Raw genomic sequence first — 23622 nt, 5'->3', positions numbered from 1 at the left:
ATTTTGGCTAAAGCCCAGCCAATTGTCACCATTCACTTTTTTATGAATGGCCTAAAGGCTCACTCCTATTAATTAGCAAATGTCCTAAAATTGCTATCTGCCCCGATCCATCGGGGTGGAAATGAAAGATACCCTGGGAATAAGCCCAATATCAATTATAATTTCCCTTTGCAAGAGCCAAACCCTTTAATCTTTCCAATTCATCAGTTGAGTAGCTTAAGATTTGCTTTACCTTATGCTCCAATTTTAATCGGTATTTCTGTTCTACCTTGAAATCCTCCTTGTACCGGGTATTGGTGTAGCATTTGTCGATCAGGTTCAAGATTAATTCATCTTCTCCTGAAAAAACTTCTTGAAATTTTGAATTGTATTTACTGGCGAAGCGGAGCAAAACTCGAATTTCATGGGTTTTCTTGTCCAGCTTTTCCCATGCAAACAGGATGGATCTTAGGGCCATTTCGGTAGTTTGGTGCAAAAGAAAGGGTTTCATATTCCCTTCAGTTTGCTGTGCCAATACCCAAAATTCCTCTGCCTTTTTTAATCCTATCTCAAGTCGCTCTACTGCTTTTGAGAATACCTGCTGTTGCTCTTTGTCCTTAAGCAAAGGAAGTGGTTCAAAACCCGGCGCAAGGTAATATGCTTCACTTGGGAGAACTTCCGACCAAAGGTAGGGGTTGCCTATTTCCAAATTCTTTTTAAGGTAGGAAGCCGAAATGCAATGAATCTGATTCCCTGACTGACAAGAGCCCAAAAACCCAATCACAGTCTCCAATTCATCATGTTCGTCAGGACTTAAATGTGGGAGTAAAATATACCAGTGCTGGATTTGAGCTGATTCTTTCCGGTATATGGCCAAAGGATGTAGAAGTTCTATTAGTGCCGAACTGAGTACATCTATTTCTCCTGTAGATAGTGCTTCTTTGGGCAACTCTCGGTTCCGGTCAAGATGACGCAGCAAATGATTCAAAAGCTCATAAAAGTACATTCGGGTTGCAATATCCAGATCATCCTTTTCCCGCTGGGTTAAGAATATGATCCAACCTTGAAGCATTTCCCAGAGGTATTTATTGATTTCATTTTTTGGAAATAGGTTGAATAGATCGTCAGGCGCTTGATTAGTCTCAAATTGAAGCATAGCTGTTTGGGTTTTGGGTGGGAGAATGACGAACGTATATCAGGTAGGAAGCCTCTGTTAGCTTAAGGAAGTATTGAAAATCTTTAAAATACGCTCCTTCATTACCCTCTGTAATAGAAAATTTGTAAAAGGCTGTTTCCCGAAAATGATTCCATCGACGAATCCAGGATTCAAGGCATTTACGCTTAAAAAACTTTCGGATAAATCTACTTGGATTTAATATTTGACCTTGGCTAAGATGCCGTGGATAATAGGCCAAAAGATGATAAAAAGCATCTGGTTTTTCTTGATTTAAATATCTGCTTTCAATTAAATCATCGATCAGGTGTTTCCAATTCAGCTCCTCCTTCGATATCGGCGGAAAATCCATTAAAAACATGCTTGCATTGATGAGCTTTAAAAATACCTGACCGTTGTAGTGTACTGCATCCGGAAGTAATTTTTGGGGGATGAATCGAGAATCAAAAACTGAATTTTGAATGGTAGTAACCTTGGCTATCCAATAGGGAAGATCTGCGATTGTGCCAAAAATATCATCCAATACCTCAAAAGCCTGCTCCTTGGACTGACAGCGGTATTTTTTTCGAAATGTTCTGAAGGTGTTTTCCATGATTTAAGCATTCGATATCGGACAAAATTCAGGACAGTCTTTGAGATAGCCTATTCAGAAAATGGATGCTTTAGAAGGATCAGGGGATAAATTATTCTGTAGAAGTAGGCTAAAGCCCATCCAAGCTTGCTTTGTCCTCTTATGAATGGGCTAAAGCGCCACTCCTATTCAAGGTTTATGAATCAAAAAATCCTGAATTCTATTTACCCAATTTAAATTGAGACTTTGGTTTGCATCCAGCTTCTGCTCTCCTAATTGGGCTAAAGCCTCCATCCATCATAAGATCAATTATTGGAATGGGCTAAAGCACCATTCCTATTCATTGGCTCGGTGATTCGAATTGCCATCTGCTACTGAATTGCATCCAGCTTCAGCTGGAGGTAAAATGTGGAAATAAAATATACCCTGGGCTTTAGCCCAATCCATTTATTCAGTCAATGCTTGTCATAGAAATTTCAAATTTTCTTGGATCATGCTTGACAATGGAATAATTTAGTTTGATCCATTTCGAAGGAAATTCTTATTTTTAAGCAAGAGATATAGACTATGAGCGAAAAAATCCACCACGGCAGAAATATCAAACGATTTCGGGAGATGATGGGCATCAAGCAGGAGGCCTTGGCTTTCGAACTTGGACCTGAATGGTCCCAAAAGAAAATCAGTCTTCTAGAGCAGAGAGAAGAGATTGAGGAGGAGCTACTTCGTCAGGTCGGCGAAATCCTCCAAATCCCAGTGGAAGCGATTAAGAAGTTTGATGAGGAAAAAGCAGTGAATATCATTGCGAATACTTTTGATAATGGATCTATTTTAAATGGGATCAATAATAATCCAACATTTCATCCCATCGATAAAATCATCCAACTGCACGAAGAAAAAATTGCTCTATACGAGCGGATGCTAAAGGAAAAGGATGAGATGATGGCAAGGTTAGAGAAGTTGTTGGGGAAATAAGATCAAATCCTGGTTTTAGCGGTATACTATTGAAAATGAAGTACGAACTCAAAATAGAGCAATCAGAAGATTCTGACGGAAGCATTGATCTTTTCAGGCTAAGTAGTATTGCCGAAAGCCTCAAAAGGATTGCAGAGGGGGCGCTTTTATTACGAATAAAAGGACTAAGTAAAGCTAAAAAATCATTCAACTTGACTAACGCCCTGAAAGTTAACCTGACTGGGGTACAAAAAGGGAGTACTATTTTATGTCTGGAATCTGAAAAATTTGAAAAGACACTCCCATCATTCCAAACAGATTTATTCAGGCTAGACTACCAAAAAGATCTTCATGAAAAAACTCCGATCTCTCTTGTGGTAGAATCCTTTAAAGAAGCACTTGAAAACCCAGAAAAAAGTGACCTCTTGGATAAACCACTTTTAAAGGATCTTTTGACGTTCAAAAAATCATTTTTAAGCGATCGAGAGATTTTTTCAATTACCAATGAGGGTTCAATAGAGGGTTTCACTTTAGTCAAATCAGATTTCAAAAAAATACAGATTACCGAAACTGAAATTCCCTCTCCAGAAGCAGTAATTGTAAGTGGTAGAATTGAAGAGTTGAAATTCAGTAATCAGCGGGTAAAGATCTTGACCCAAGAAGGACTGGTTGATGCTTTTCTTTCTGAAAATTTTATTCCTCAGGATATCACTGCGTGGTGGGGAAAAGAAGCAACAGTGACAGGAACCATGCATCATAAACCCGGAAAGAGGTTCAGCATTGAAATCGAGCGGATCTTCGATAAAGAAGCAGGAGATGACTTTTTTTCCAAAAGACCCAAGCATGAAAATTTGGAAGAACAGATCCAAAGGCAACTTGCTGAGGGAAAAGACCTAAATCCCCTGAAATTGATTGTGGGTTCTTGGCCCGGAGAAGAAACGGATGAGGAGTTTGATGAGCTACTAAAAAGTTTGGATTGATGCGAAAGCTCCTTCTAGATACATCAGTAATTCTCCATTACATGAGGGGAGACAGTACTTTTCAAAAAATAGAAGAAGAGCATAACCTATTAAATGATCCAAGTTGTATAATCCTGATTTCGGCAATCAGTATTGGAGAAATAGAAGGCTTTTTTCTCCGGAGAGGTTATGGGCCAAAGCAAACAGAACGTTGGAGAAAACTACTGGAAAAATCAATTACGCTGAGCATTGATGGTAAGGATGATAAGCTTATGAAAGCCTTTGCTGAAATTCAGGCTTATAGCCAAAATAATCACCCTAGTTTAAATCCGGGAAAGTCAAAAACCATAGGTCAAAATGATTTGTGGATTGCCGCTACGGCCTACGCAGTAGGTGCAACCCTCCTGACAAAGGATTCTGATTTTGAACATTTCAGCGAAGTGTTTTTTAAAGTGATCAAAGTAGATTGAATTCCAATTCAATATCCGACCCCGAAATCAAAAAGTTCGACCCTTCTAGACGTAGTATCTTCTATGCATCTCTGAAGTTCAATTGGGTGCTGGGTGAAGTATGCCTGCCCTGCATGCTGGCCCAAGGCTAAAATCTTCCAAAGGGAAGATTTCTTAACACCTTGTCCTACCCTCATATCCTTATCATCCCGATAATTATCGGAATGAAATTGGTTCACTTTGATTTAATCTTGAATCACAAGCAAATTACAAATTTGTATATATAAAGGTGTAGATGCAATCTACACCTAGTCCCAACCATGATTCTACTCCTAAACGGGATTGTTAGGTGAAATGAATTTTAGGGAAACAAACGATCCTGAAAGGATCTAACTTTTCAATAGCCCCCGGTGAAACCGGGGGATTTAAATCCAACAACATATTATGGTGGTGGACAACCCTGAAAGGGTTGAACTTACAAAAGATATTTCTCATCAAATTCAATTTCGTGTTCTTTCAAAAGCGCCAAGTACTCATCCTTAAACGAGAAATTCCGATGATGCTCTTCTTGATTTTTGATGTATTTGATCAACCGGTCTTTTTCTTTAATCGACTCCGAAAAAGCACCATAACCATCCTGCCAACCTTTAAATTTTGGAAAAATTGTTTCCTTTTTTATAAAATCATTTGCTGCCAATTTAATGTCTTTAATCAAAGAAGAAACAGATATTGTAGGATGGACATGAGTCAAAATGTGTAGATGATCTTCCACCCCATTAATTCGGTATAGATGGCAGTTTTTATTGGTCAGAAGCTGGTGGATGTAGGCAAAAAGACGTTTTTTTTGATCGGGAACGATCGTGGGTTCACGGTGTTTGGTGGAGAAAACAAGGTGATATAAAAGTTGGGTATGTGTGGCCATGACGTATTGATTTTGATTAAAAAATGGTGATTTGAAAATCGTGAATTAATTCAATAACGGCAAGTATGAAATAGAGTTCGACCCTTTCAGGGTCGGGAAAACCATTATTTATCCATCATCAATTCCACGGGTTTCACCCGCGGCTATTCAAAAGTTTGACCCTCCCGATATCCTTTCAGTCATCGGGACGGGCTTTATCAGGGGTCATTATTTGGAACACATTATGGGAAAGTAAAAGATCCTGAAAGGATCGAACATCTCAATAGCCCTAGGTGCAACCTAGGGAAATGGTAACATAACAAACCATGGTGGGAAACAACCCCGAACGGGGTTGAACTTCTGTGAAGGAAAAAAAAGATCAAAATAAAGTTCGACCCACTTCGGGGTCGGGAAAACCATTGGCACTGGATCATTTTATCCACGGATTTCACCTTTGGTTCACCCGCGGCTATTGAAAGGTTTGACCCCATTTGGGGTCGATAATACATTGATTTGAATAAATGATCACGGTGCCAATCGGCAAAAAAACAGGTCGCCCCTTCAGGGCTCTGAATCACTCTATTATATTATCTAAGCCCCAAATCGAATTTGGGGCTAATACAAAACGCCCCTTCAGGGCTGGGCTATGCATCCATAACCTTCTTTATTAATAAATTATGAGGTATTCATAAATTCTGAAATAGTGTGCCAAAAGTGCCAAAGGCACGTCCTGTAGCAGCAAGGCATTTAAAGCCTTGCTATAAAACCAATTTTCCCAAATAAATAGAATTTGAAAGGGTGTAAGATTTTTTCCAACTATTGAATTGACTGAAAGCAAAATAAATATGCCATGGAAAATTGCTATTTGCCTCGCTAAGATTGATTTCCGCTAAACCATCAGACCTTTTAAATTGATCCTTTATCCAAATATACTTTTCCGCCTCAGGCTGGTAAAGAACTATAAAAGCCTCATCACTCGATTTTGATTTTCCTTCATCTGAATTATTGCTCCAATGGATGCGGATTCCAGAATCCACTCTTTCAAAAAATGCATTTTGGGGCTCCAGTAAACTTCCTTTACTGATTTTCAAAAAAGCAGGATCAATTTTAGGATTCCGATCATGGTTATATCCCTTATGATTTAATTCTGAATAGGCTAAATGTATACCCTTTTTGCTCTGGGTGAGAAATTCCTGATAGCCGAAATCCAACACCTGTTTTAGAGGTTTAAGAAATTGATTAATAGTTTTTAGTTTTTCTCTCTGTAGGAGTTGAAGTTTAGAGGGATGAGTTTTGTTTTTATGAGTTCCTCCTGGACGGGTCCGAACTACCGTTTTCCCATTAAGAGTATAAAAAACTAAATTCCCGATTTTCCCTTGGGGGAAGAAGATGTTTTTTGGTGGTAGATTTCCCATTTTAGATCAATTTTAATTAAAACTAAAGGTAATTTAATTGGTTGTGATAAATAAATCAATTAAACCCTTAATATTTTAATATCAGATTAAATCAAAAATGAGGCTTTATACTCCCTTAAATAAGATTTAACCCTAAATCTAAGCTGTAAAAACCCTACAAATACCCTAAATAAACCTGATCATATCAAGTTTTGATAATTGGTGTAAATGTATGTATCTGGGTTGATTCTTGAATAAGAATATTCTACTCAACTAATCCCGGACATCATTTCAATAGAAGATTTGCTGAAGCCATAGTGAAATTTGAAAGCCCAAAAAGTCAAAAATAAGGGATAAAGCTGCTACACTTCCAGTAAACTGAAAACTATGTGGGAGGATTAGTTTTTAGGAATTCAAGGGTGTTTTTCAGCCGGTTTCGATCGAATTCTTCTCTACCCTTTTGAAGGTGGTTATCTAATAATTCAAAGAAAAAAAGTCGATTACTGACTTCCACAGCATTTAAGTCTCTTTGAGAAAGAAAAATCATCCAGGCTTGCAATAGCTCCCAAAGATAGATCTCCGTAGACGATTCAGCTATTGAATCAAATAACTCTTCTTTGTGATAATTAATTTCAGTAGGTATCATGATTGGATGGGTTTAAATTTTGGGAAACTTCCAGTTCTAAAGATTTTTCTTATTGGATATATTCTTGGAAATTCACCTACTCTGTTTATCAGTTAATTTTGAATTATGAATTTGCCAAAGGGATATATTTTTGAGATAAATGAATGAGGTAGATGGCCTCAACTAGTTTTAAGAAATACTCAAAATCTTCGAGATATTCTCCCTCATCTCCTTCGCAAATTGAAAATGTGAATGTCGCATACTCTCTAAATTGATTCCAGCGTTTCGCCCATTGAATTGCCGATCTTTTACGATAGAATTTGTTCAAAAAAGAACAGGGATCGAGGATCTCCTCACTAGTCAGGTGTTTGGGAGATTCAACCAATAACTTCACATAATCCGGATAATTTTTAAGTTTTATATCTTGAGGTTGGTTACTTATGATCTTATCCCATTGAGCAGTAACCGAAGGACTCGGTCTACAGTTTATGAGATGCTCCCCTGCATAGATAAATTTCAAAATCAGCTTTCCTTGATAAAATATACAATCAGGAAATAAATCCTCCCAGACAGGTTCATGGTTAAAAACCTGTTGCTGAATAATCTTCATTTTATTTATCCAATATGGAAAACCTGCGATGGACTCCAAAAGGTTATCCACCTCTTGAAGAGCTTGGTTTTCCGAGCTTATTCGAAATCTCCGTTTAAATGTTTTAAAGTTGCATTCCATCTGATTTTGATTTTAGGTTGTTGGCCACATCAAGTTCCAAAGTACGCTGCTGCTTGATGAGTTTTTGGATTTCTGTGTAGAGATCTTCTTCATTTTGCCATTCGGTACAAAAACCCGAAATCAACTTTCTATTGATCTCCAAAGAGCGTAAAAGCAAATCGAGGATATTGCTATCGAATTCGGAATGATGAATATGGATGTCTCCATTTATACTAAGTGCAGAATCGACAAGATTGGATAAGTGGATTACAATTGGTTTCATGATAGATTTTATTTTGATTGAATACCAAATTCTTTATTTCAGGATTTCTGTCCTATTCAAAAAGGCGATGATTTAGATTGATTGAGGGATATTTTATTCTTTAGATTTTGGCTAAAGCCCAGCCAATTGTCACCATTCACTTTTTTATGAATGGCCTAAAGGCTCACTCCTATTAATAAGCAAATGCCCTAAAATTGCTATCTGCCCCGATCCATCGGGGTGGAAATGAAAGATACCCTGGGAATAAGCCCAATATCAATTATAATTTCCCTTTGCAAGAGCCAAACCCTTTAATCTTTCCAATTCATCAGTTGAGTAGCTTAAGATTTGCTTTACCTTATGCTCCAATTTTAATCGGTATTTCTGTTCTACCTTGAAATCCTCCTTATACCGGGTATTGGTGTAGCATTTGTCGATCAGGTTCAAGATTAATTCATCTTCTCCTGAAAAAACTTCTTGAAATTTTGAATTGTATTTACTGGCGAAGCGGAGCAAAACTCGAATTTCATGGGTTTTCTTGTCCAGCTTTTCCCATGCAAACAGGATGGATCTTAAGGCCATTTCGGTAGTTTGGTGCAAAAGAAAGGGTTTCATATTCCCTTCAGTTTGCTGTGCCAACACCCAAAATTCCTCTGCCTTTTTTAATCCTATCTCAAGTCGCTCTACTGCTTTTGAGAATACCTGCTGTTGCTCTTTGTCCTTAAGCAAGGGAAGTGGTTCAAAACCCGGTGCAAGGTAATATGCTTCACTTGGGAGAACTTCGGACCAAAGGTAGGGATTGCCTATTTCCAAATTCTTTTTAAGGTAGGAAGCCGAAATGCAATGAATCTGATTCCCTGCCTGACAAGAGCCCAAAAAACCAATCACAGTCTCCAATTCATCATGTTCGTCAGGACTTAAATGTGGGAGTAAAATATACCAGTGCTGGATTTGAGCTGATTCTTTCCGATATATGGCCAAAGGATGTAGAAGTTCTATTAGTGCCGAACTGAGGGCATCAATTTCTCTTGTAGATAGTGCTTCTTTGGGCAACTCTCGGTTCCGGTCAAGATGACTCAGCAAATGATTCAAAAGCTCATAAAAATACATTCGGGTTGCAATATCCAGATCATCCTTTTCCCGCTGGGTTAAAAATATTATCCAACCTTGAAGCATTTCCCAGAGGTATTTGTTGATTTCATTTTTTGGAAATAGGTTGAATAGATCGTCAGGCGCTTGATTAGTCTCAAATTGAAGCATGGCTGTTTGAGTTTTGGGTGGGAGAATGACGAACGTATATCAGGTAGGAAGCCTCTGTTAGTTTGAGGAAGTATTGAAAATCTTTAAAATACGATCCTTCATTGCCCTCTGTAATAGAAAATTTGTAAAAGGCTGTTTCCCGAAAATGATTCCATCGACGAATCCAGGATTCAAGGCTTTTACGCTTAAAAAACTTTCGGATAAATCTACTTGGATTTAATATTTGACCTTGGCTAAGATGCCATGGATAATAGGCCAAGAGATGATAAAAAGCTTCTGGTTTTTCTTGATTTAAATATCTGCTTTCAATTAAATCATCGATCAGGTGTTTCCAATTCAGCTCCTCCTTCGATATCGGCGGGAAATCCATTAAAAACATGCTTGCATTGATGAGCTTTAAAAATACCTGACCGTTGTAGTGTACTGCATCCGGAAGTAATTTGTGTGGGATGAATCGAGAATCAAAAACTGAATTTTGGATTGCAGAAACCTTAGCAATCCAATAGGGAAGATCTGCAATGGTGCCAAAAATATCATCCAATACCTCAAAAGCCTGCTCCTTGGACTGACAGCGGTATTTTTTTCGAAATGTTCTGAAGGTGTTTTCCATGATTTAAGCGTTTGATTTCGCACTAAATTCAGGACAGTCTTTGAGATAGCCTATTCAGAAAATGGATGCTTTAGAAGGATCACAGGATAAATTATTCTGTAGGAGTAGGCTAAAGCCCATCCAAGCTTGCTTTGTCCTCTTATGAATGGGCTAAAGCGCCACTCCTATTCAAGGTTTCTGAATCAAAAAATCCTGAATTCTATTTACCCGATTTAAATTTAAATAAGACTTTGGTTTGCATCCAGCTTCTGCTCTCCTAATTGGGCTAAGGCCTCCATCCATCATAAGATCAATTATTGGAATGGGCTAATTCACCATTCCTATTCAAATAGTTGCATCCAAAAATAAATTAACTCATGTATCCCTTGATTAGCCCCCTGCTTTAGCTGGGGGATAGAAATTATGCAGCAGCCTTTCCGGGCTTTAGCCCAATGAACTCCAAATTGGGCTAAAACGCCATTCCTATTCATTTCCGGAATTAATTGAATGGAGAAAAGATTAAAATGAAATATACCCCCGGGCTTTAATCCAATCCATCTATTCAGACAAACCTTCTCATAGAAATTTCAAATTTCCTTGGATCATGCTTGACAATGGAATAATTTAGTTTGATCCATTTCGAAGGAAATTCTTACTTTTAAGCAAGAGATACAGACTATGAGCGAAAAAATCCACCACGGCAGAAATATCAAGCGATTTCGGGAGATGATGGGCATCAAGCAGGAGGCCTTGGCTTTCGAACTTGGACCTGACTGGTCCCAAAAGAAGATCAGTCTACTGGAGCAGCGAGAAGAGATCGAAGAGGAGCTGCTTCGTCAGGTTGGTGAAATCCTCCAAATTCCCGTGGAAGCGATTAAGAAGTTTGATGAGGAAAAAGCAGTGAATATCATTGCGAATACTTTTGATAATGGTGCAATCGGCTACCAAAAGAATGATAATTGTACTTTTCATCCGATGGATAAAATCATCCAACTGCACGAAGAAAAAATTGCTCTTTACGAGCGGATGCTAAAGGAAAAGGATGAGATGATGGCAAGGTTGGAGAAGCTTTTGAATAAGTAAATGTTCGACCCGCTTTGGGGTCGGGATAATTATTGCCATTGATCCATGTTTACCACGGGTTTCACCCGCGGTTATTGAAAGGTTTGACCCCTGTCGGGGTCAAGAATTGGAAACACTATCTATGAACAATCAAGATCCTGAAATGCTTGTCCGCCGAGGCGGAGATCGAACTTCTAAATAACTTGTCCGCCACGGCGGAGCCCTAGGTGAAACCTAGGGAAAGGAAATCAAGATAGAATGTGTTACGCAACCCTGAAGGGGTTGAACTAATGGAATAAAGAAGTTTTAAATTTTGGAAAATATAAATGCGAAGATTAAAACTCCGCTTAGGTTTACATTCTACTCCTAGAAAGGAGGATCTTTTACCTAGGCCCAGGCTCTCTGCCACCTAGCATTGTATTATAAGAAGCTATCGATGTTTCTCCACTCTGAAATAAAGAAAGAAGCTTTTCAATTTGCACGCAATAATTTGCTTCTCTAGAGTGAGGGTCTGGTTGGCTCGCTTTTATTTCAAGGATTTTTTCTTCCATTATTCCCTGGAGCAGAATCATATCTGAATCCCCAAGGTAAAGAGTATAAGTATGTGTCATTCTTGTGTAATTTATTAGGATCGCCGGCTTATAAATTCTTAAAGTAATTAAATAGTAGATACAATCTACGCTTAGTCTCAATGATGATTCTACTCCAAGTCGGAAAAAGGGAATTGCAAATTCCAAATAGTAGATACAATCAACGCTTAGATCAAACGCTTATTTTACACTTAGACGGGTTTAATTGCTATATTGAACTGAATCAAATTTTTATAAAATGATCACCGAACACAAAAGAGGAGTAATTGATTTTATCAAAACCATCTATTTACAGGAAATGGATGATTTGGTATCATATCCCGAAGCGGCTTATTCGAAGTTTTTAATATTGATCCAAGGGGTTGAGTTTTTAGGTGCATGTCAGGATCCAAAGCCTTTTGATTCTGAAGAATCAGGGTTATCAAAGAAAAGATTCCGTAAAGGAATGGTTTTGCTTGGGGAAAAATACAAGCGATTCTTGGATGATATTGATGAAATAAGCTTTTACAGGGACTTTAGATGTCCAATGGTTCACCAATTCAAGCACAATCAAAAAAAGATAAGCCTTGCCACTAAAAGTGGTGTCAATAATGGGGATGTGCACTTGAAAATGAATGAAAATGGTCAATTATATATTGTACTTGAGGATTTTTACCAAGACATTAAGACAGCTGCAATGATTTTAATTAATCAAATTGAAGCTGGGGAATATACTATAACTAAGCTATCAGAGCCCTATTTGACAATTCATTCTATTGATGAATTGAGAATTCACACTACTTGATAGTGATAAAATTCAAAGGACATTTTGATTTGAATTGTCGGGCGTTTTGATTTGTCGATTATAGAATGCTTTAGCTATTTAAAAAAATAATTGACCCAGGCCGGGGAATTGTATCCAGACAGCTATGGGATCCAAAGAATAGAAATGCGTAGATGCTCCCTTATATATCGGGACTACGCTTAGTTCAAGGCTAACATTCTTCACCCAGTCTGAGCAACCCTGCAATGCCTGTCCCGATGAGTGAAGTGATTTCGGCAGGTTGAACTTTTGGGAATAGGAATTGCAAATTCCCAAAAATAAAAGGGCGGAATTACAAATCACGACAAGTCACAAGTACTTTGACACACAGAAGGGGCCTGCCCGAAGCAGGTGCGCTTGAACCAATCAGACTTGACTCACTGGTTCAAGTCTGCCGACTTGGACCAATAAAACTTGATCAAAGGAATTATAAATCCCTAAAAGATACGAAAGCGAAGTTACAAATTCCCCTTAGACCAACGCTTAAGCTACACTCAGACTGGAATTAATCAGGGTAGCTATGGTAATAAATCAATCTCATTAGTACCTCTCCACATATTTGTATGAACTCTAGATTTAATTTTCCCATCATATCCTAAAATTTTCAATATTATTTGCTCCAAGTTAAATATGGAAGTATTAAGTAAAGCCCATGAAAATTCTTCTGGCTTAGTAATAATTTTTGATTTTTTTGATTTTTTGAAATGAACGAAATGATTTCTCATCTCGGTAAATTGATAAGAAAAGTCTTTTAATGAGACATCTTTTTTAATTTCTTCTTTGTATTTTTCTAAATAGATTTCAGGCAAGTTAAAATCAATATTAAACTTATCTAGTAATAATCTTATTTTATCGCTGGCTCTTAATTTATCAAGGCTTTCATTTGAGATTATTATTTTTTTTTCGTTAAAAATCCAATTAAAAAGTAATTCAAATGAATTTTGAATAAGTATGATAGAGCCATTAATAAATCCTGAATTATTTAATGCTTCTAAATACCAATGAATAATTAAATCAATTTTTTCAAAATCCTCTGGATTTTCGAACCTTTCTAAAAATTTCGGCCATAAATCTTGAAACTTTGAATCAATAATATGCGGAATCCATGAACTTACTGATTTATCCACATCAACAAAATATGGAGTAAAATCCTTCTGTATGATAGTATTTTTTTCATTATAAATCCTAATAAAATTTGGGTAACATCTCCTTCCATTTATAAAAGAAAAGAATACACCAAGTCTATTTACGTAGTTATGATAATCTTCTTTATTTATTCCTCTGCTAAAAATCAAGCATCCCCCATGAGTAGACAAAAAGCCTCCATATTTAGACAATAAGTTTCTTTGAATATCATCTTTAAAATATTTATGAATTATTAATTCGGTATTTTTCGAAAAAAAATGTAATTCACCTCTTGTCCAATGCTTCCCTTTTGAATTTTCGAAATAAATATTACTGCCGAAATAATTTCTTAAATTAAAAAGCGAAAATTCAATTTTAAATATTTTCTCCTTTGGTTTAATCTCACCTTTTTTAAAAGACCCATTTACTATCCCAATTATGTCTGCATCAATAAGGCCAGTAATATTTGTAATAAAAAAGTTATTAATATTGAAGTTAGGCCCTTTAATTATTAATCTATCAGTGTTTGAATGAGCAAATTTAAATGGAACTTCTTTTATTGATGCTTTAATTACTATATTTGGTATCCACTCATAATAAATTTTTACTTTTCTATGTATACTTTCATTATTAGATATCAATTCACAAAAGCCATTAAAAATTACTTTCCTCTCGTTTGGTTTTTTCATTAAAAGAGTTGGAGAAATTAAATTATTCACCCCTCACCCCCTTCCACAATCCTAATCTCTTCCTCGGTCAATCCATACAACTCATAGACTAAAGCATCAATCTCTCGGTCAATGCGGTCAATGTCGGCTTGGAGGGCGATGGCTTTAGCTTTTTGTTCATTAAAGTAGGCCATCCATTCGGCTTCTTCGGACAAGCTTAAACTCACCTTAGCTTTCTTTAATTCTCCCAAGAAACCCTTAAAATCTAAATCAGGCCAGTTTTGGAGTTTGTTGGATGGTTTGTTAAGAGAGAATTTAGCTTTTATCAAATCAACATAACTTACAACCAAATCAAATAAAGTCTGATGCATTATCAGAATGGAATCAACTGAATCTGTCAAGAATTTCCTTTTTTCCTCATTTAATGCTGGAATTGGGAAATTCATCAAATTGGTAACATTCAGTTTAGGAAAGGCTGCTCGTGAGAGGTTAACATTTGATTTTCTAAAATAGGTTGAGCAAGTTTTACTCGCCAAGATTGCCAATATTGGTTTTAGATATTCTTCATTTCCTTGATTTGCCAAGAAATTAAAGACATCAGTATTATTTACAATGGGATTTTCCACATAAGTGACATCAATCTTTTCCTTTGACAATATTCGATTCACCAAGAGCCGAGGTTTTATAAATATGTCTTCTTTTCTAGCAGCCGCTAAATTTGGCCCATATTTGATAAATTCTTGAAAGGGCTTGATTAAATACCTCTGAACATTTCCCGCGCCGATCAAAGGCAAATAAGTATCATCAATTTTCAATAATGAATGGTAAACTTTTTCATTCATCATTTCTCTTGTTTGAGGTGGATTCCCTTTTCCTTTCTCATAAGGTTGCATTCCTTTTGAGCCTTGAAGGAAATCTCCAACATTAAATTGAGTTTTTAGAACAAGTTTTTCTTCAAATGAAATTTCAACTTCATCATTTAAAGAATTAAAATTAAATTGTTGATTTGTTGACCATATCTTATCTGAAATTGCACTGAGTCGATCTGAAATAAGTTTATAATCCTTCCTTATTGCGATTACAGATGTTGACTTTGGGAATTTTATATTTTGGGTTTTTCTCCCTGTAAGGATAACAGTATCCACAGTTGCATCTTCAAAAACACTAAAAACATTAAGAATTTCAATACAATCATTCTCAAGAAAAATTTCACTCCTGAGTTTTGAATCATATTGAGTAGAAAGCCAATAATTCGGAATAATTACACTGTAAAGAGAGGAGTCAGAAAGAATCTTTAAAATCCTTTCCATAAAGATTGCATAGGTATTGATTTGATATTCTGAGGTCTTGTAAATTTTGTAAATAAAGCTTTTGGATTTCTCATCTAAAGAATGAGATTGAACATAAGGCGGATTACCGACCACCACATCAAATCCTCCTTTGACAAAGACTTGTGGGAATTCCTGTTCCCAGTTGAAAGCCAAGTCCCCCGCCACGGCGGGGTCATCGATCAGAGAGTTGCCGACTTTGATATTGGAGTTCAGGCTGCTGAGTTTGCGGCCTTTCTTGGCTGTACGTAGCCATAAGGAGAGGCGGGCGATCTCGACAGACTCTTCGTTGATATCTACTCCGAAGATGTTGTTTTCGAGGATATGGTTTTCCACGTTGGGCAAGATAAGAGGAGAGTCGAAGAGTTGAGCTTCGAGTTCGTCCACGTAGCGATGCTCGGCGATGAGGAATTCAAGGACTTGGTTGAGAAAGGCACCTGAACCGCAAGCCGGGTCACAGATAGTGAGTTGGAGAAGCCAAGACCTGTAGGCATCGAGCTTTTCCTTCAGCTTTTGAATGGTTTTCTTCTGTCTCCCTCTTTTACCCTCGGCAAAGTCCTCGTCAATGATTTCAAGTTCGTTTTTTTTCTCCGTGCATAGTTTGCCAACTGTATTATCCACAATGTACTTGGTGATGTATTTGGGCGTATAGAAAACCCCGTCCCGCTTGCGCTTAGTCTTGGACTTTTCTACCTTTTCCCCCGCGAGTTGGGCACGGACATTTTCGATATCATTCAGGGAATGCTCGAAGATATGTCCGAGGATATTCGTATCCACTTCCGTATCAAAGTCGTACTCAGTGAGCTTGCGGACGTGTTTTTCCAGTACGCTATCTGAAATCTTCAACTCCTCTAGCACCGGATCGATCGCGAAGAGTCCCCCATTGTAGGCGTGGATTTCGGCTTTTCCGGGTTGCACTCTTCCGGTATTCAGGTAGCCGAAGTATTTTTTGAAGCGCTCGTAGATCGGTCGGTACTCGTCCAGTTCCTTGAGCTTTTGCCATTGATTGACGATCTCCATGATGGAGTTGGGTGGAAGCAGCCCTTTGTCCTCGGCAAAGAAGATAAAGAGAAATCGGTCGAGGAGCTTTTGGCTTTTCTTGTAGAGGAGAAGTTCGTCTTGCTCGGGGTTTTGAGCAACGAGATCCTGCCAGAGTTCCTGTTTAAATGCGGAATAGTCCTTATAGAGCTGCTTGGTGATTTGCTCCTCGGCAAGAAGGGATTCCTCCTTGATCTTTTTGGGGAGTCCCTGCAGGAGATTGTCTTTTTGCAGCAGCAGCCAGAGCAACTTAAACTGCTCATTGTCCATCGCAAGGATATTGAACTCCACATAGTCCACGGCATTGTCGATGTAGAAGCGCAGCTTCTCAAAGTTGCTTGTAATTACATAGACGCAATCAGGTTGGTTGTTTTTGTAATTGAAGGCCTGATCACGGATTTTATCCAAGTCCTTGGTGTCTGTGCCTTTGAGTTCGATCACGGCAAGGGCATTGCCATCTTTGAGAATGGCTCCGTCGGTCTTTTTGGAGTCTTTGATATTCTTGAGCTCGGTTGTCAGGTTGAAGTCCGGCTCAGGATTGATGGTATAGCCGAGGATTTTGACGAACAATTCCCGAAGGAAACCCTCCTGAAACTGCTCCTCTTTGGCAGCACGGATATTTTCACGAATTCTGGGATTGTTGAAATAGGTCAAGAAATCAGCCAATGCTTCTTGAATGGGTTGGGATGCCTGAGCGGCCAGGTATTTTTTGAGAACCGAACTTTGGAATAGCGCCATTGAAAAAAGAATATCAAAATCTCTCCCTAAAGATATGGGAATTGGAGAAAAGAAAAAGTGGATAGATGAGATTGCCAATAATTGTCGGAGATTTTTTGGTATTGGGTTTTGTGATCAGGCAGCTGGAAAACCGAGAACATAAGCTTTCCTAACCTAACCTATCTGTCTGATGCTAAATCATAATTTTTCCCTCCTTAAAAACATGCAGATGTACTTTTTTATTTTTTCTCCTTAATCCATTTTTCTCCTTTCCTTGAACGGTTAGCCAACCAACTGGATTTCCATTATTTTTAGGGAAAACCACAGATTAAACCCATGAAATCGAGCACTACGCAATCGAAAAACAATGGGATGTCCCTATGTATCGGGGAAAATGTGCGACCTGCCTGCCGCAGGCAGGGATTCCATCCCGATACTCGGGACAAGTTGTGACCTTTAAAAAAACAAATTATAAACACATGAAAAAATTCCTTTCTCTTTTTCTGATTTCATGCTCCAGTTTATGGGCTTGGGGTCAGGGAACTCAGCTTTTACGGGAACCAACACTTTCCCAATCCGAAATCGTTTTTGTATATGCCAATGATCTTTGGAAAGTAGGTCGGCAAGGCGGACAAGCTATCCGTCTCACCTCCAATGAAGGAGAAGAACGACTCCCCCACTTTTCCCCTGATGGTAAATACATTGCTTTCACCGGCGAATATGATGGGAACACAGATGTGTATTTGATTCCTTCATCTGGCGGTGAACCCCAAAGATTAACCTGGCACCCCGGGGATGATTTGGTAACAGGCTGGTCACCGGATGGCAGCAAGGTCATATTTACTTCTTCCCGAGAAGGCCACCCAACTCAAGAGTCTAGATTCTTTGAAATCTCTGTGAAAGGCGGAATGCCTCAATCTTTAGAAATCCCAAGAGCTGTGAATGGTGAAATTTCACCAGATGGAAAGCATTTCGCCTACCAGCAAATTGCCTTTTGGGATCCGGAATGGAGAAATCACAGAGGAGGTCAAGCCAAACCGATTTGGATTGTAGACAGAAAATCCATGGAATTGACTATGACTCCTCAGTTGGATGGAGAAAGACACACAGACCCGGTATGGTTTGGAAATAAGGTGTATTATATCTCGGAAAGGGATTACCTAGCCAATTTATGGTCTTTTGATCCAGCTACCGGAATGGAGCAACAGGAAACTTTTTTAAAAGACTTTGATATCAAAACCATAGATGCAGGGCCTGATGCCATTGTTATTGAACAGGGAGGATATATTCATCTCTTCAATCCTCAGGATAAAAGTTTAAAACAAATTCCAATAGAGGTGAATGGGGACTTCCATTGGGCTAGAGAACGGTGGGTAGATGTCTCCGCCAATAGCCTTCAAAACCCATATCTTTCTCCCACCGGACAGCGGGCAGCATTTGAATTTAGAGGGGAAATCATCACCATCCCCAAAGAAAATGGTTCAGGAAGAAATATTACCAACTCTTCCTCCTCTGCAGAACGATCCCCTGCTTGGTCCCCTAACGGACTTCAGATTGCCTATTTTTCGGATGCCTCCGGAGAGTACGAATTGGTGATTGCAGATCAAACAGGCAGTAAAATTTCCAAAAAAATCGTAATCCCGGATCCCAGTTTCTTCTTCAAACCCGAATGGGCTCCTGATGGACGGCATTTGGCTTTTACGGATACGGACTATCAAATTTGGATAGTAAACATAGATTCCGGTAGTGCAAGGGTCGTGGAAACTGATCGTTTTGCACATCCCAACCGATCCATGAATCCAGTTTGGTCTCCTGACGGAAAATGGATTGCATACTCCAAACTGATGGAAAATCAATTTAAATCCATCTTTGTTTTTAACGTAGACACGAATGAAAAAATCCAAATCAGCGATCAATTGGCTGATGCCATTACACCCGTATGGGATGAAAGCGGAAAATACCTTTATTTCCTAGCCTCCACAGATTATGGACTGAATTCTGGTTGGCTGGACATGAGTAGCTATGACAGACCTCTGACTAGAAGTCTTTACTTGGCCATTTTAGATGCAAGTGATAAATCCCCTCTCTTGCCTGAAAGCGATGAAGAGAAAGCCAAGGAGGAGGAAAAGAAAGAGGATAAAGCTGCTGTGACAGTCAAAATTGATCCGGCCAATCTGGATCGTAGGATTGTTGCCGTGGATATTGCTGCTAGAAATTATACAGGATTGGCTCCCGCACCCTCAGGATCGGTTTTTTACATGGAAAGTATCCCCAATGAAGGGACTGTCCTGAAAAAATATGATTTGAAAAAGAGAAAAGCTGAGGAGTTCTTAAGTCGGGTGAATGAAGTGGTCGTTTCAAAAGATCGAAAGTCTCTGCTCTACAGATCTGGCTCGACTTGGGCAATTCTAGAAACCAATGCTACTGGTAAAAAACCAGGAGACGGAGCTTTGAAGGCCATTTCCTCTATGAAAGTAAAAGTCGACCCTATGGCCGAATGGCAACAAATCTATCGGGAGGGCTGGAGATATCAGCGGGATTTCCTCTACGTGGACAATGTACATGGAGCACCTTGGGATGAAATTTATGACTGGTACAAGCCGTGGGTTAATCATGTTAGGCATCGAACAGACATGAATTATATCATTGATATCATCGGCGGTGAAGTAGCAGTAGGGCACTCCTACACCAGAGGTGGAGACTTTCCTGAAATAGACAGAGTTCCTATAGGCTTATTGGGAGCTGACTACGAGCTAATCAATGGACATTACAAAATATCAAAGATATACAATGGCGAGAGCTGGAACCCTAGTCTCACAGCACCCTTAGCACATCCTGGCAATGAAGCAAAAGTCGGAGATTACATAGTGGCTGTCAATGGAAAAGAGATTAAGCCAAATACAAATCTTTATTCCTATTTCGAAGGAACTGCCGGAAAATATACCACTCTACATCTCAATAACAAACCCGGAATGGATGGAGCAAGAATGATCGCAACAGAACCTGTTGGCAATGAAGGCTCTCTTCGAATGATGGACTGGGTAGAAAGCAACAAAAGAAAGGTGGATGAATTATCCGGAGGAAAGCTGGCTTACGTGTATTTACCTAACACCGGTCAGCCAGGCTATACCTATTTTAATCGCTATTATTTTGCGCAGCAGGATAAAAAGGGCGCTGTTATCGATGAGCGGAACAATGGAGGAGGATCTGCCGCAGACTATATGGTGGATATCATGAGTCGGGAGCTCATGGGCTACTTTAACTCCCGAGTAAAAGGGAATACCCCATTTACTCAACCTATCTCTGGAATCTGGGGACCTAAAGTAATGCTCATAAACGGTCGCGCAGGGTCAGGAGGAGATCTCTTGCCTTACCTGTTTAATAAAATGGAAATTGGGCCACTGATTGGAACCAAGACCTGGGGAGGCCTGGTAGGAACTTGGGATACTCCTCCGTTTATTGATGGAGGTAGAATGGTGGCTCCTCGAGGGGGATTTTATGACGTAGATGGAGAATGGGCAGTGGAAGGCGTTGGAATTTCACCTGATATTCCTGTGGAGCAAACACCGAAAGAAGTTGCATCCGGAAAGGACCCACAATTAGAAAGAGCGGTGCAGGAAGCATTAAGCAGATTAGCTACAGAGGGTATAGAACTGAAGCCTGAGCCAGCTCCTCCGATCCGTTATTTTAGACCTAAAAAAGACAATTAAGTCATCAAAGCTCTTGGGAAACCAAGAGCTTTTTCATTTCAATTAGGAAAAAAGGGCCAAAATCGCCATTTTAAAGAATAAAAAAAACGACTATGATTGACCAACTATTAAAAATGGCCGATGGCCCTTTACAAGAATTACTGTCCAACTCAGGAGTTAATGCCGGACCGGGTGCAGCAAGTGCAATTGAATCTACCCTTTCGAATATTCTTCAGAGTAAGGCTAAAGCTGGAGATTTGAATGCGGTTAAGGAAATGTTTTCAGGAAATGATACAGATCCAGACAGTCCGGTTGTACAAAACCTTGCCGGGGATTTATCCAGCGGTTTGATGAATAAATTAGGAATAGACAGCAAGCAAGCTATGAGCATTGCAATGACCGCTTTACCTTTTATCATGAACTTCTTTAATAAAAGAGTCAATGACGCTCCAATGGCGAATAATGACATCATGAATTCTGTAGCTAAGGCTCTTCAGGGAGGCCCTGGAGCCGGAGGTGCTGATATTCTAGGTACATTACTTGGCAGAGGAGATAAAGGCGGAATGGATCTAGGGGGCCTGATGGGAATGGGTAAAGGGTTGTTTAAGTAGTTTTTAACTCCCCAGAATTCCGCGAGCATCGAAAGTGAAGTTGGAGAACCGAAAACGGGAGATAAAAGTGTCCGATGACCGATGACCGATGTTTGGTAGAATTGGACTTTTAAGCTGCTTTTATAACGTATAAGTTGTTTTGTGGCATAATCTCATATCAGATAATATTAATCACCAAAAAGTTTAGAAATGAAAATCAAAATAGTATTTACAATTATTTGCCTTTCTTTATTTGCTTTCACAGCACAATCACAAACTCTGAAAGCTCCTAAAATGGATATGGCTGCGCAGGTTTTAAAGGTGCTGAATAATACCAAAGGATTAAGCTTAAATCAGGATCAGGAAAGTAAACTGATGGATAATAACAAGAGCTTTGTAGATCAGCTGATGAATATCAATAAGAGTGATGCTTCAGATGAGGATAAAAAAGCTGGCTTTTTGAATCTGAAGGAAAAAAGAAACAGTTTCCTGACTCAATTGCTGACTCAGGCTTTATTTCAAAAATACACAAGCCAAGTAACCAAGGGCATTAATCCCTTAAAATCAAAATTGGGACTAGCAGCTCTTGCTTTCTGATATGATTTAACACAAATTCAAGCTCCAATTTATTTTGGAGCTTTTTTTATGCCTATGAAAAGACTACCCTATCTATTGCTCCTAATTGCAAGCTTCGCTTGCACTAAACCTAAGCAGGAAATTGAGTTTTGGTTGACTGATCCCAATCAACCCATCTTGTTCGAAAAGCAAGATGTATATTTCATTTCAGAGTCAGAGCAGAGTTTAGAAGTAGATCCTGAGATCATTTATCAGGAGATAGATGGGTTTGGATTTACTTTATCTCAAGGAAGCGCTCAACACCTTTTAGGGATGAGTGACTCTGCTAGACTTGATTTGCTAAAAGAGCTTTTTGGAGACGATGAAAAATCTATCAGAATTTCCTATTTAAGATTATCAGTTGCAGCTTCAGATTTGAATGAATATCCTTTTTCCTATAATGATTTATCAGATTCTTTAGGCGTAGATCCTGAATTAGAGTTTTTCACACTAGGTCCAGACACTTTGGATGTAATTCCAATCTTAAAAGAAATTTTAGCCATCAATCCAAAAATTCAATTGATGGCTTCACCTTGGTCCCCTCCTTCATGGATGAAAGACAACCGAGATACAAGAGGTGGATCATTACTGGAAGAATACGAACCCACCTATGCCCAATACTTAGTGAAGTATATAAAGGCAATGAAAGAGCAAGGCATCACTATTCATGCCTTAACCATTCAAAATGAACCGCTGCATCCTGGAAATAATCCATCCTTATTAATGCTGCCTGAACAGCAGGCTAGGTTTATTGGCCAACATTTGGGGCCTGCCTTTGAAGAGGCTGGAATTCAAACCAAAATTGTCATTTACGATCATAATGCCGATAGGCCTGACTATCCAATTACAGTATTAGAGGATTCACTTGCCTATCCATATATAGACGGCTCTGCTTTTCATTTATATGGAGGCAAAATCGAAGCTTTATCGGAGGTTCATCAGGCTTTCCCCGACAAAAACATCTACTTCACAGAGCAATGGATTGGTGCACCGGGAAATCTTCCAGGTGATCTGGCTTGGTACACAAAAAACCTGATTATAGGGGCTACCAGAAATTGGGCTAAAACAGTGTTGGAATGGAACCTTACCTCCAACCCCACTTTAACTCCACACACCGACAGAGGAGGTTGCGACAGGTGCTTGGGCGCAGTGACAATTGATGGTGAGGAAGTGACTAGAAATCCTGCATATTATATTATAGCGCATGCAAGCAAATTTGTTGATCCAGGTTCCTTTAGAATTGACAGCCCAGAGATCTCAGACCTACCTAACGTGGCCTTTTTGAGGCCGGATAGAAAACGCGTATTAATTGCCATCAATGAAAGTTCCGAGCTTAAGGCCTTTCAAATCAAAGAAGGAAGCAAAGTATTTGATGTTTCCTTACCTGCAGGTTCGGTGGGCACTTGGATTTGGGAATAAAGTAACCTAGTTTTCAGAGTTCATGTCAGTGGAAGTTTTTTAAATAGTTGACAATGTCTGAATCGAGTTTCTGCTGATCTATCAAATAAATGGATCTTCAAATAAAACAATAGCTACATTCACAAATCATAAGTGTAGCTATTTTTTTCAGATAAA

At 38.9% G+C, this 23622-nt stretch carries 21 protein-coding genes; 9 read left to right on the top strand and 12 right to left on the bottom strand.

What is annotated here, in order from left to right:
• Positions 1-151 precede the first annotated feature (151 nt).
• Both GYM62_RS05050 and GYM62_RS05045 read right to left on the bottom strand, forming a co-directional pair.
• Positions 152-1135 (bottom strand): HEPN domain-containing protein, encoded by a 984-nt coding sequence (locus GYM62_RS05050; RefSeq protein WP_219958580.1) that lies wholly within the window; start codon positions 1133-1135, stop codon positions 152-154.
• Complete coding sequence (locus tag GYM62_RS05045; protein WP_219958579.1) at positions 1122-1745, bottom strand: hypothetical protein; 624 nt, start codon at positions 1743-1745, stop codon at positions 1122-1124. Before GYM62_RS05045 ends, GYM62_RS05050 begins: the two co-directional genes overlap by 14 nt.
• A 546-nt stretch (positions 1746-2291) precedes the next feature.
• On the opposite strand from GYM62_RS05045, the gene GYM62_RS05040 reads away from it, so the two are divergent.
• The 3 genes from GYM62_RS05040 to GYM62_RS05030 are packed head-to-tail and all read left to right on the top strand — an operon-like array spanning position 2292 to position 4104.
• Positions 2292-2696, top strand: a complete 405-nt coding sequence (locus tag GYM62_RS05040; RefSeq protein ID WP_219958578.1) for an XRE family transcriptional regulator — start codon at positions 2292-2294, stop codon at positions 2694-2696.
• 35 nt (positions 2697-2731) lie between these two features.
• Complete coding sequence (locus GYM62_RS05035) at positions 2732-3655, top strand: hypothetical protein (protein ID WP_219958577.1); 924 nt, start codon at positions 2732-2734, stop codon at positions 3653-3655.
• Entirely contained in the window at positions 3655-4104 is a 450-nt protein-coding gene (locus tag GYM62_RS05030; RefSeq protein WP_219958576.1) for a type II toxin-antitoxin system VapC family toxin, read from the top strand. The genes GYM62_RS05035 and GYM62_RS05030 overlap by 1 nt, the downstream gene beginning before the upstream one ends.
• A gap of 8 nt (positions 4105-4112) precedes the next feature.
• On the opposite strand, the gene GYM62_RS05025 is transcribed toward GYM62_RS05030, so the two are convergent.
• The 8 genes from GYM62_RS05025 to GYM62_RS04990 all read right to left on the bottom strand — a co-directional run bounded on the left by GYM62_RS05025 (position 4113) and on the right by GYM62_RS04990 (position 9844).
• The gene (locus GYM62_RS05025) at positions 4113-4322 is read right to left on the bottom strand and encodes a hypothetical protein (RefSeq protein WP_219958575.1); all 210 of its coding nucleotides are present in this window, start codon (positions 4320-4322) and stop codon (positions 4113-4115) included.
• Between the two features lie 236 nt (positions 4323-4558).
• Positions 4559-5005 (bottom strand): IS200/IS605 family transposase, encoded by a 447-nt coding sequence (tnpA, locus tag GYM62_RS05020; protein ID WP_219958574.1) that lies wholly within the window; start codon positions 5003-5005, stop codon positions 4559-4561.
• A gap of 737 nt (positions 5006-5742) precedes the next feature.
• On the bottom strand, positions 5743-6399 hold the full coding sequence (locus GYM62_RS05015) for a DUF6266 family protein (RefSeq protein ID WP_219958573.1): 657 nt from the start codon (positions 6397-6399) through the stop codon (positions 5743-5745).
• 364 nt (positions 6400-6763) lie between these two features.
• Positions 6764-7024 (bottom strand): hypothetical protein, encoded by a 261-nt coding sequence (locus GYM62_RS05010; RefSeq protein ID WP_219958572.1) that lies wholly within the window; start codon positions 7022-7024, stop codon positions 6764-6766.
• A gap of 103 nt (positions 7025-7127) precedes the next feature.
• Positions 7128-7664 (bottom strand): hypothetical protein, encoded by a 537-nt coding sequence (locus GYM62_RS05005; protein ID WP_219958571.1) that lies wholly within the window; start codon positions 7662-7664, stop codon positions 7128-7130.
• Between the two features lie 52 nt (positions 7665-7716).
• Positions 7717-7995: a hypothetical protein gene (locus tag GYM62_RS05000; protein ID WP_219958570.1), complete on the bottom strand. Its 279-nt coding sequence runs from the start codon at positions 7993-7995 to the stop codon at positions 7717-7719.
• A 255-nt stretch (positions 7996-8250) separates the two neighbouring features.
• On the bottom strand, positions 8251-9234 hold the full coding sequence (locus GYM62_RS04995; RefSeq protein WP_219958569.1) for a HEPN domain-containing protein: 984 nt from the start codon (positions 9232-9234) through the stop codon (positions 8251-8253).
• Positions 9221-9844: a hypothetical protein gene (locus GYM62_RS04990; protein ID WP_219958568.1), complete on the bottom strand. Its 624-nt coding sequence runs from the start codon at positions 9842-9844 to the stop codon at positions 9221-9223. Before GYM62_RS04990 ends, GYM62_RS04995 begins: the two co-directional genes overlap by 14 nt.
• A gap of 657 nt (positions 9845-10501) precedes the next feature.
• On the opposite strand from GYM62_RS04990, the gene GYM62_RS04985 reads away from it, so the two are divergent.
• Together GYM62_RS04985 and GYM62_RS04980 are read left to right on the top strand one after the other, a co-directional pair.
• Positions 10502-10906 carry an XRE family transcriptional regulator gene (locus tag GYM62_RS04985; RefSeq protein WP_219958567.1) on the top strand — a complete coding sequence of 135 codons (405 nt, stop codon included), beginning with the start codon at positions 10502-10504 and terminating at the stop codon, positions 10904-10906.
• Between the two features lie 807 nt (positions 10907-11713).
• Positions 11714-12259, top strand: coding sequence for a hypothetical protein (locus GYM62_RS04980; RefSeq protein WP_219958566.1), 546 nt, complete (start codon positions 11714-11716; stop codon positions 12257-12259).
• Between the two features lie 536 nt (positions 12260-12795).
• On the opposite strand, the gene GYM62_RS04975 is transcribed toward GYM62_RS04980, so the two are convergent.
• Positions 12796-14091 (bottom strand): hypothetical protein, encoded by a 1296-nt coding sequence (locus tag GYM62_RS04975; protein ID WP_219958565.1) that lies wholly within the window; start codon positions 14089-14091, stop codon positions 12796-12798.
• A gap of 26 nt (positions 14092-14117) precedes the next feature.
• Positions 14118-17174: an N-6 DNA methylase gene (locus GYM62_RS04970; protein ID WP_219958564.1), complete on the bottom strand. Its 3057-nt coding sequence runs from the start codon at positions 17172-17174 to the stop codon at positions 14118-14120.
• Between the two features lie 458 nt (positions 17175-17632).
• On the opposite strand from GYM62_RS04970, the gene GYM62_RS04965 reads away from it, so the two are divergent.
• The 4 genes from GYM62_RS04965 (at position 17633) to GYM62_RS04950 (ending at position 23466) form a co-directional block, all read left to right on the top strand.
• Complete coding sequence (locus tag GYM62_RS04965) at positions 17633-20863, top strand: S41 family peptidase (RefSeq protein ID WP_219958563.1); 3231 nt, start codon at positions 17633-17635, stop codon at positions 20861-20863.
• Between the two features lie 92 nt (positions 20864-20955).
• Positions 20956-21453, top strand: a complete 498-nt coding sequence (locus tag GYM62_RS04960) for a DUF937 domain-containing protein (RefSeq protein WP_219958562.1) — start codon at positions 20956-20958, stop codon at positions 21451-21453.
• 189 nt (positions 21454-21642) lie between these two features.
• Positions 21643-22029 (top strand): hypothetical protein, encoded by a 387-nt coding sequence (locus GYM62_RS04955; RefSeq protein ID WP_219958561.1) that lies wholly within the window; start codon positions 21643-21645, stop codon positions 22027-22029.
• A 48-nt stretch (positions 22030-22077) separates the two neighbouring features.
• Positions 22078-23466 carry a glycoside hydrolase family 30 beta sandwich domain-containing protein gene (locus GYM62_RS04950; RefSeq protein ID WP_219958560.1) on the top strand — a complete coding sequence of 463 codons (1389 nt, stop codon included), beginning with the start codon at positions 22078-22080 and terminating at the stop codon, positions 23464-23466.
• Positions 23467-23622: the final 156 nt, after the last annotated feature.

Origin of the sequence: Algoriphagus sp. NBT04N3, assembly GCF_019443765.1 — a bacterium.
GTDB classification, from domain to species: domain Bacteria; phylum Bacteroidota; class Bacteroidia; order Cytophagales; family Cyclobacteriaceae; genus Algoriphagus; species Algoriphagus ornithinivorans.
The sequence above is the reverse complement of the archived record's forward strand: the minus strand, read 5'-3'. Positions and strand labels throughout refer to the sequence as shown.

Coding starts and splice junctions, on each gene's coding strand:
- GYM62_RS05050 (WP_219958580.1), bottom strand. CDS start 1,135: ATGCTTCAATTTGAGACTAATCAAGCGCCTGACGATCTATTCAACCTA.
- GYM62_RS05045 (WP_219958579.1), bottom strand. CDS start 1,745: ATGGAAAACACCTTCAGAACATTTCGAAAAAAATACCGCTGTCAGTCC.
- GYM62_RS05040 (WP_219958578.1), top strand. CDS start 2,292: ATGAGCGAAAAAATCCACCACGGCAGAAATATCAAACGATTTCGGGAG.
- GYM62_RS05035 (WP_219958577.1), top strand. CDS start 2,732: ATGAAGTACGAACTCAAAATAGAGCAATCAGAAGATTCTGACGGAAGC.
- GYM62_RS05030 (WP_219958576.1), top strand. CDS start 3,655: ATGCGAAAGCTCCTTCTAGATACATCAGTAATTCTCCATTACATGAGG.
- tnpA (WP_219958574.1), bottom strand. CDS start 5,005: ATGGCCACACATACCCAACTTTTATATCACCTTGTTTTCTCCACCAAA.
- GYM62_RS05015 (WP_219958573.1), bottom strand. CDS start 6,399: ATGGGAAATCTACCACCAAAAAACATCTTCTTCCCCCAAGGGAAAATC.
- GYM62_RS05010 (WP_219958572.1), bottom strand. CDS start 7,024: ATGATACCTACTGAAATTAATTATCACAAAGAAGAGTTATTTGATTCA.
- GYM62_RS05000 (WP_219958570.1), bottom strand. CDS start 7,995: ATGAAACCAATTGTAATCCACTTATCCAATCTTGTCGATTCTGCACTT.
- GYM62_RS04995 (WP_219958569.1), bottom strand. CDS start 9,234: ATGCTTCAATTTGAGACTAATCAAGCGCCTGACGATCTATTCAACCTA.
- GYM62_RS04990 (WP_219958568.1), bottom strand. CDS start 9,844: ATGGAAAACACCTTCAGAACATTTCGAAAAAAATACCGCTGTCAGTCC.
- GYM62_RS04985 (WP_219958567.1), top strand. CDS start 10,502: ATGAGCGAAAAAATCCACCACGGCAGAAATATCAAGCGATTTCGGGAG.
- GYM62_RS04980 (WP_219958566.1), top strand. CDS start 11,714: ATGATCACCGAACACAAAAGAGGAGTAATTGATTTTATCAAAACCATC.
- GYM62_RS04975 (WP_219958565.1), bottom strand. CDS start 14,091: ATGAAAAAACCAAACGAGAGGAAAGTAATTTTTAATGGCTTTTGTGAA.
- GYM62_RS04970 (WP_219958564.1), bottom strand. CDS start 17,174: ATGGCGCTATTCCAAAGTTCGGTTCTCAAAAAATACCTGGCCGCTCAG.
- GYM62_RS04965 (WP_219958563.1), top strand. CDS start 17,633: ATGAAAAAATTCCTTTCTCTTTTTCTGATTTCATGCTCCAGTTTATGG.
- GYM62_RS04960 (WP_219958562.1), top strand. CDS start 20,956: ATGATTGACCAACTATTAAAAATGGCCGATGGCCCTTTACAAGAATTA.
- GYM62_RS04955 (WP_219958561.1), top strand. CDS start 21,643: ATGAAAATCAAAATAGTATTTACAATTATTTGCCTTTCTTTATTTGCT.
- GYM62_RS04950 (WP_219958560.1), top strand. CDS start 22,078: ATGCCTATGAAAAGACTACCCTATCTATTGCTCCTAATTGCAAGCTTC.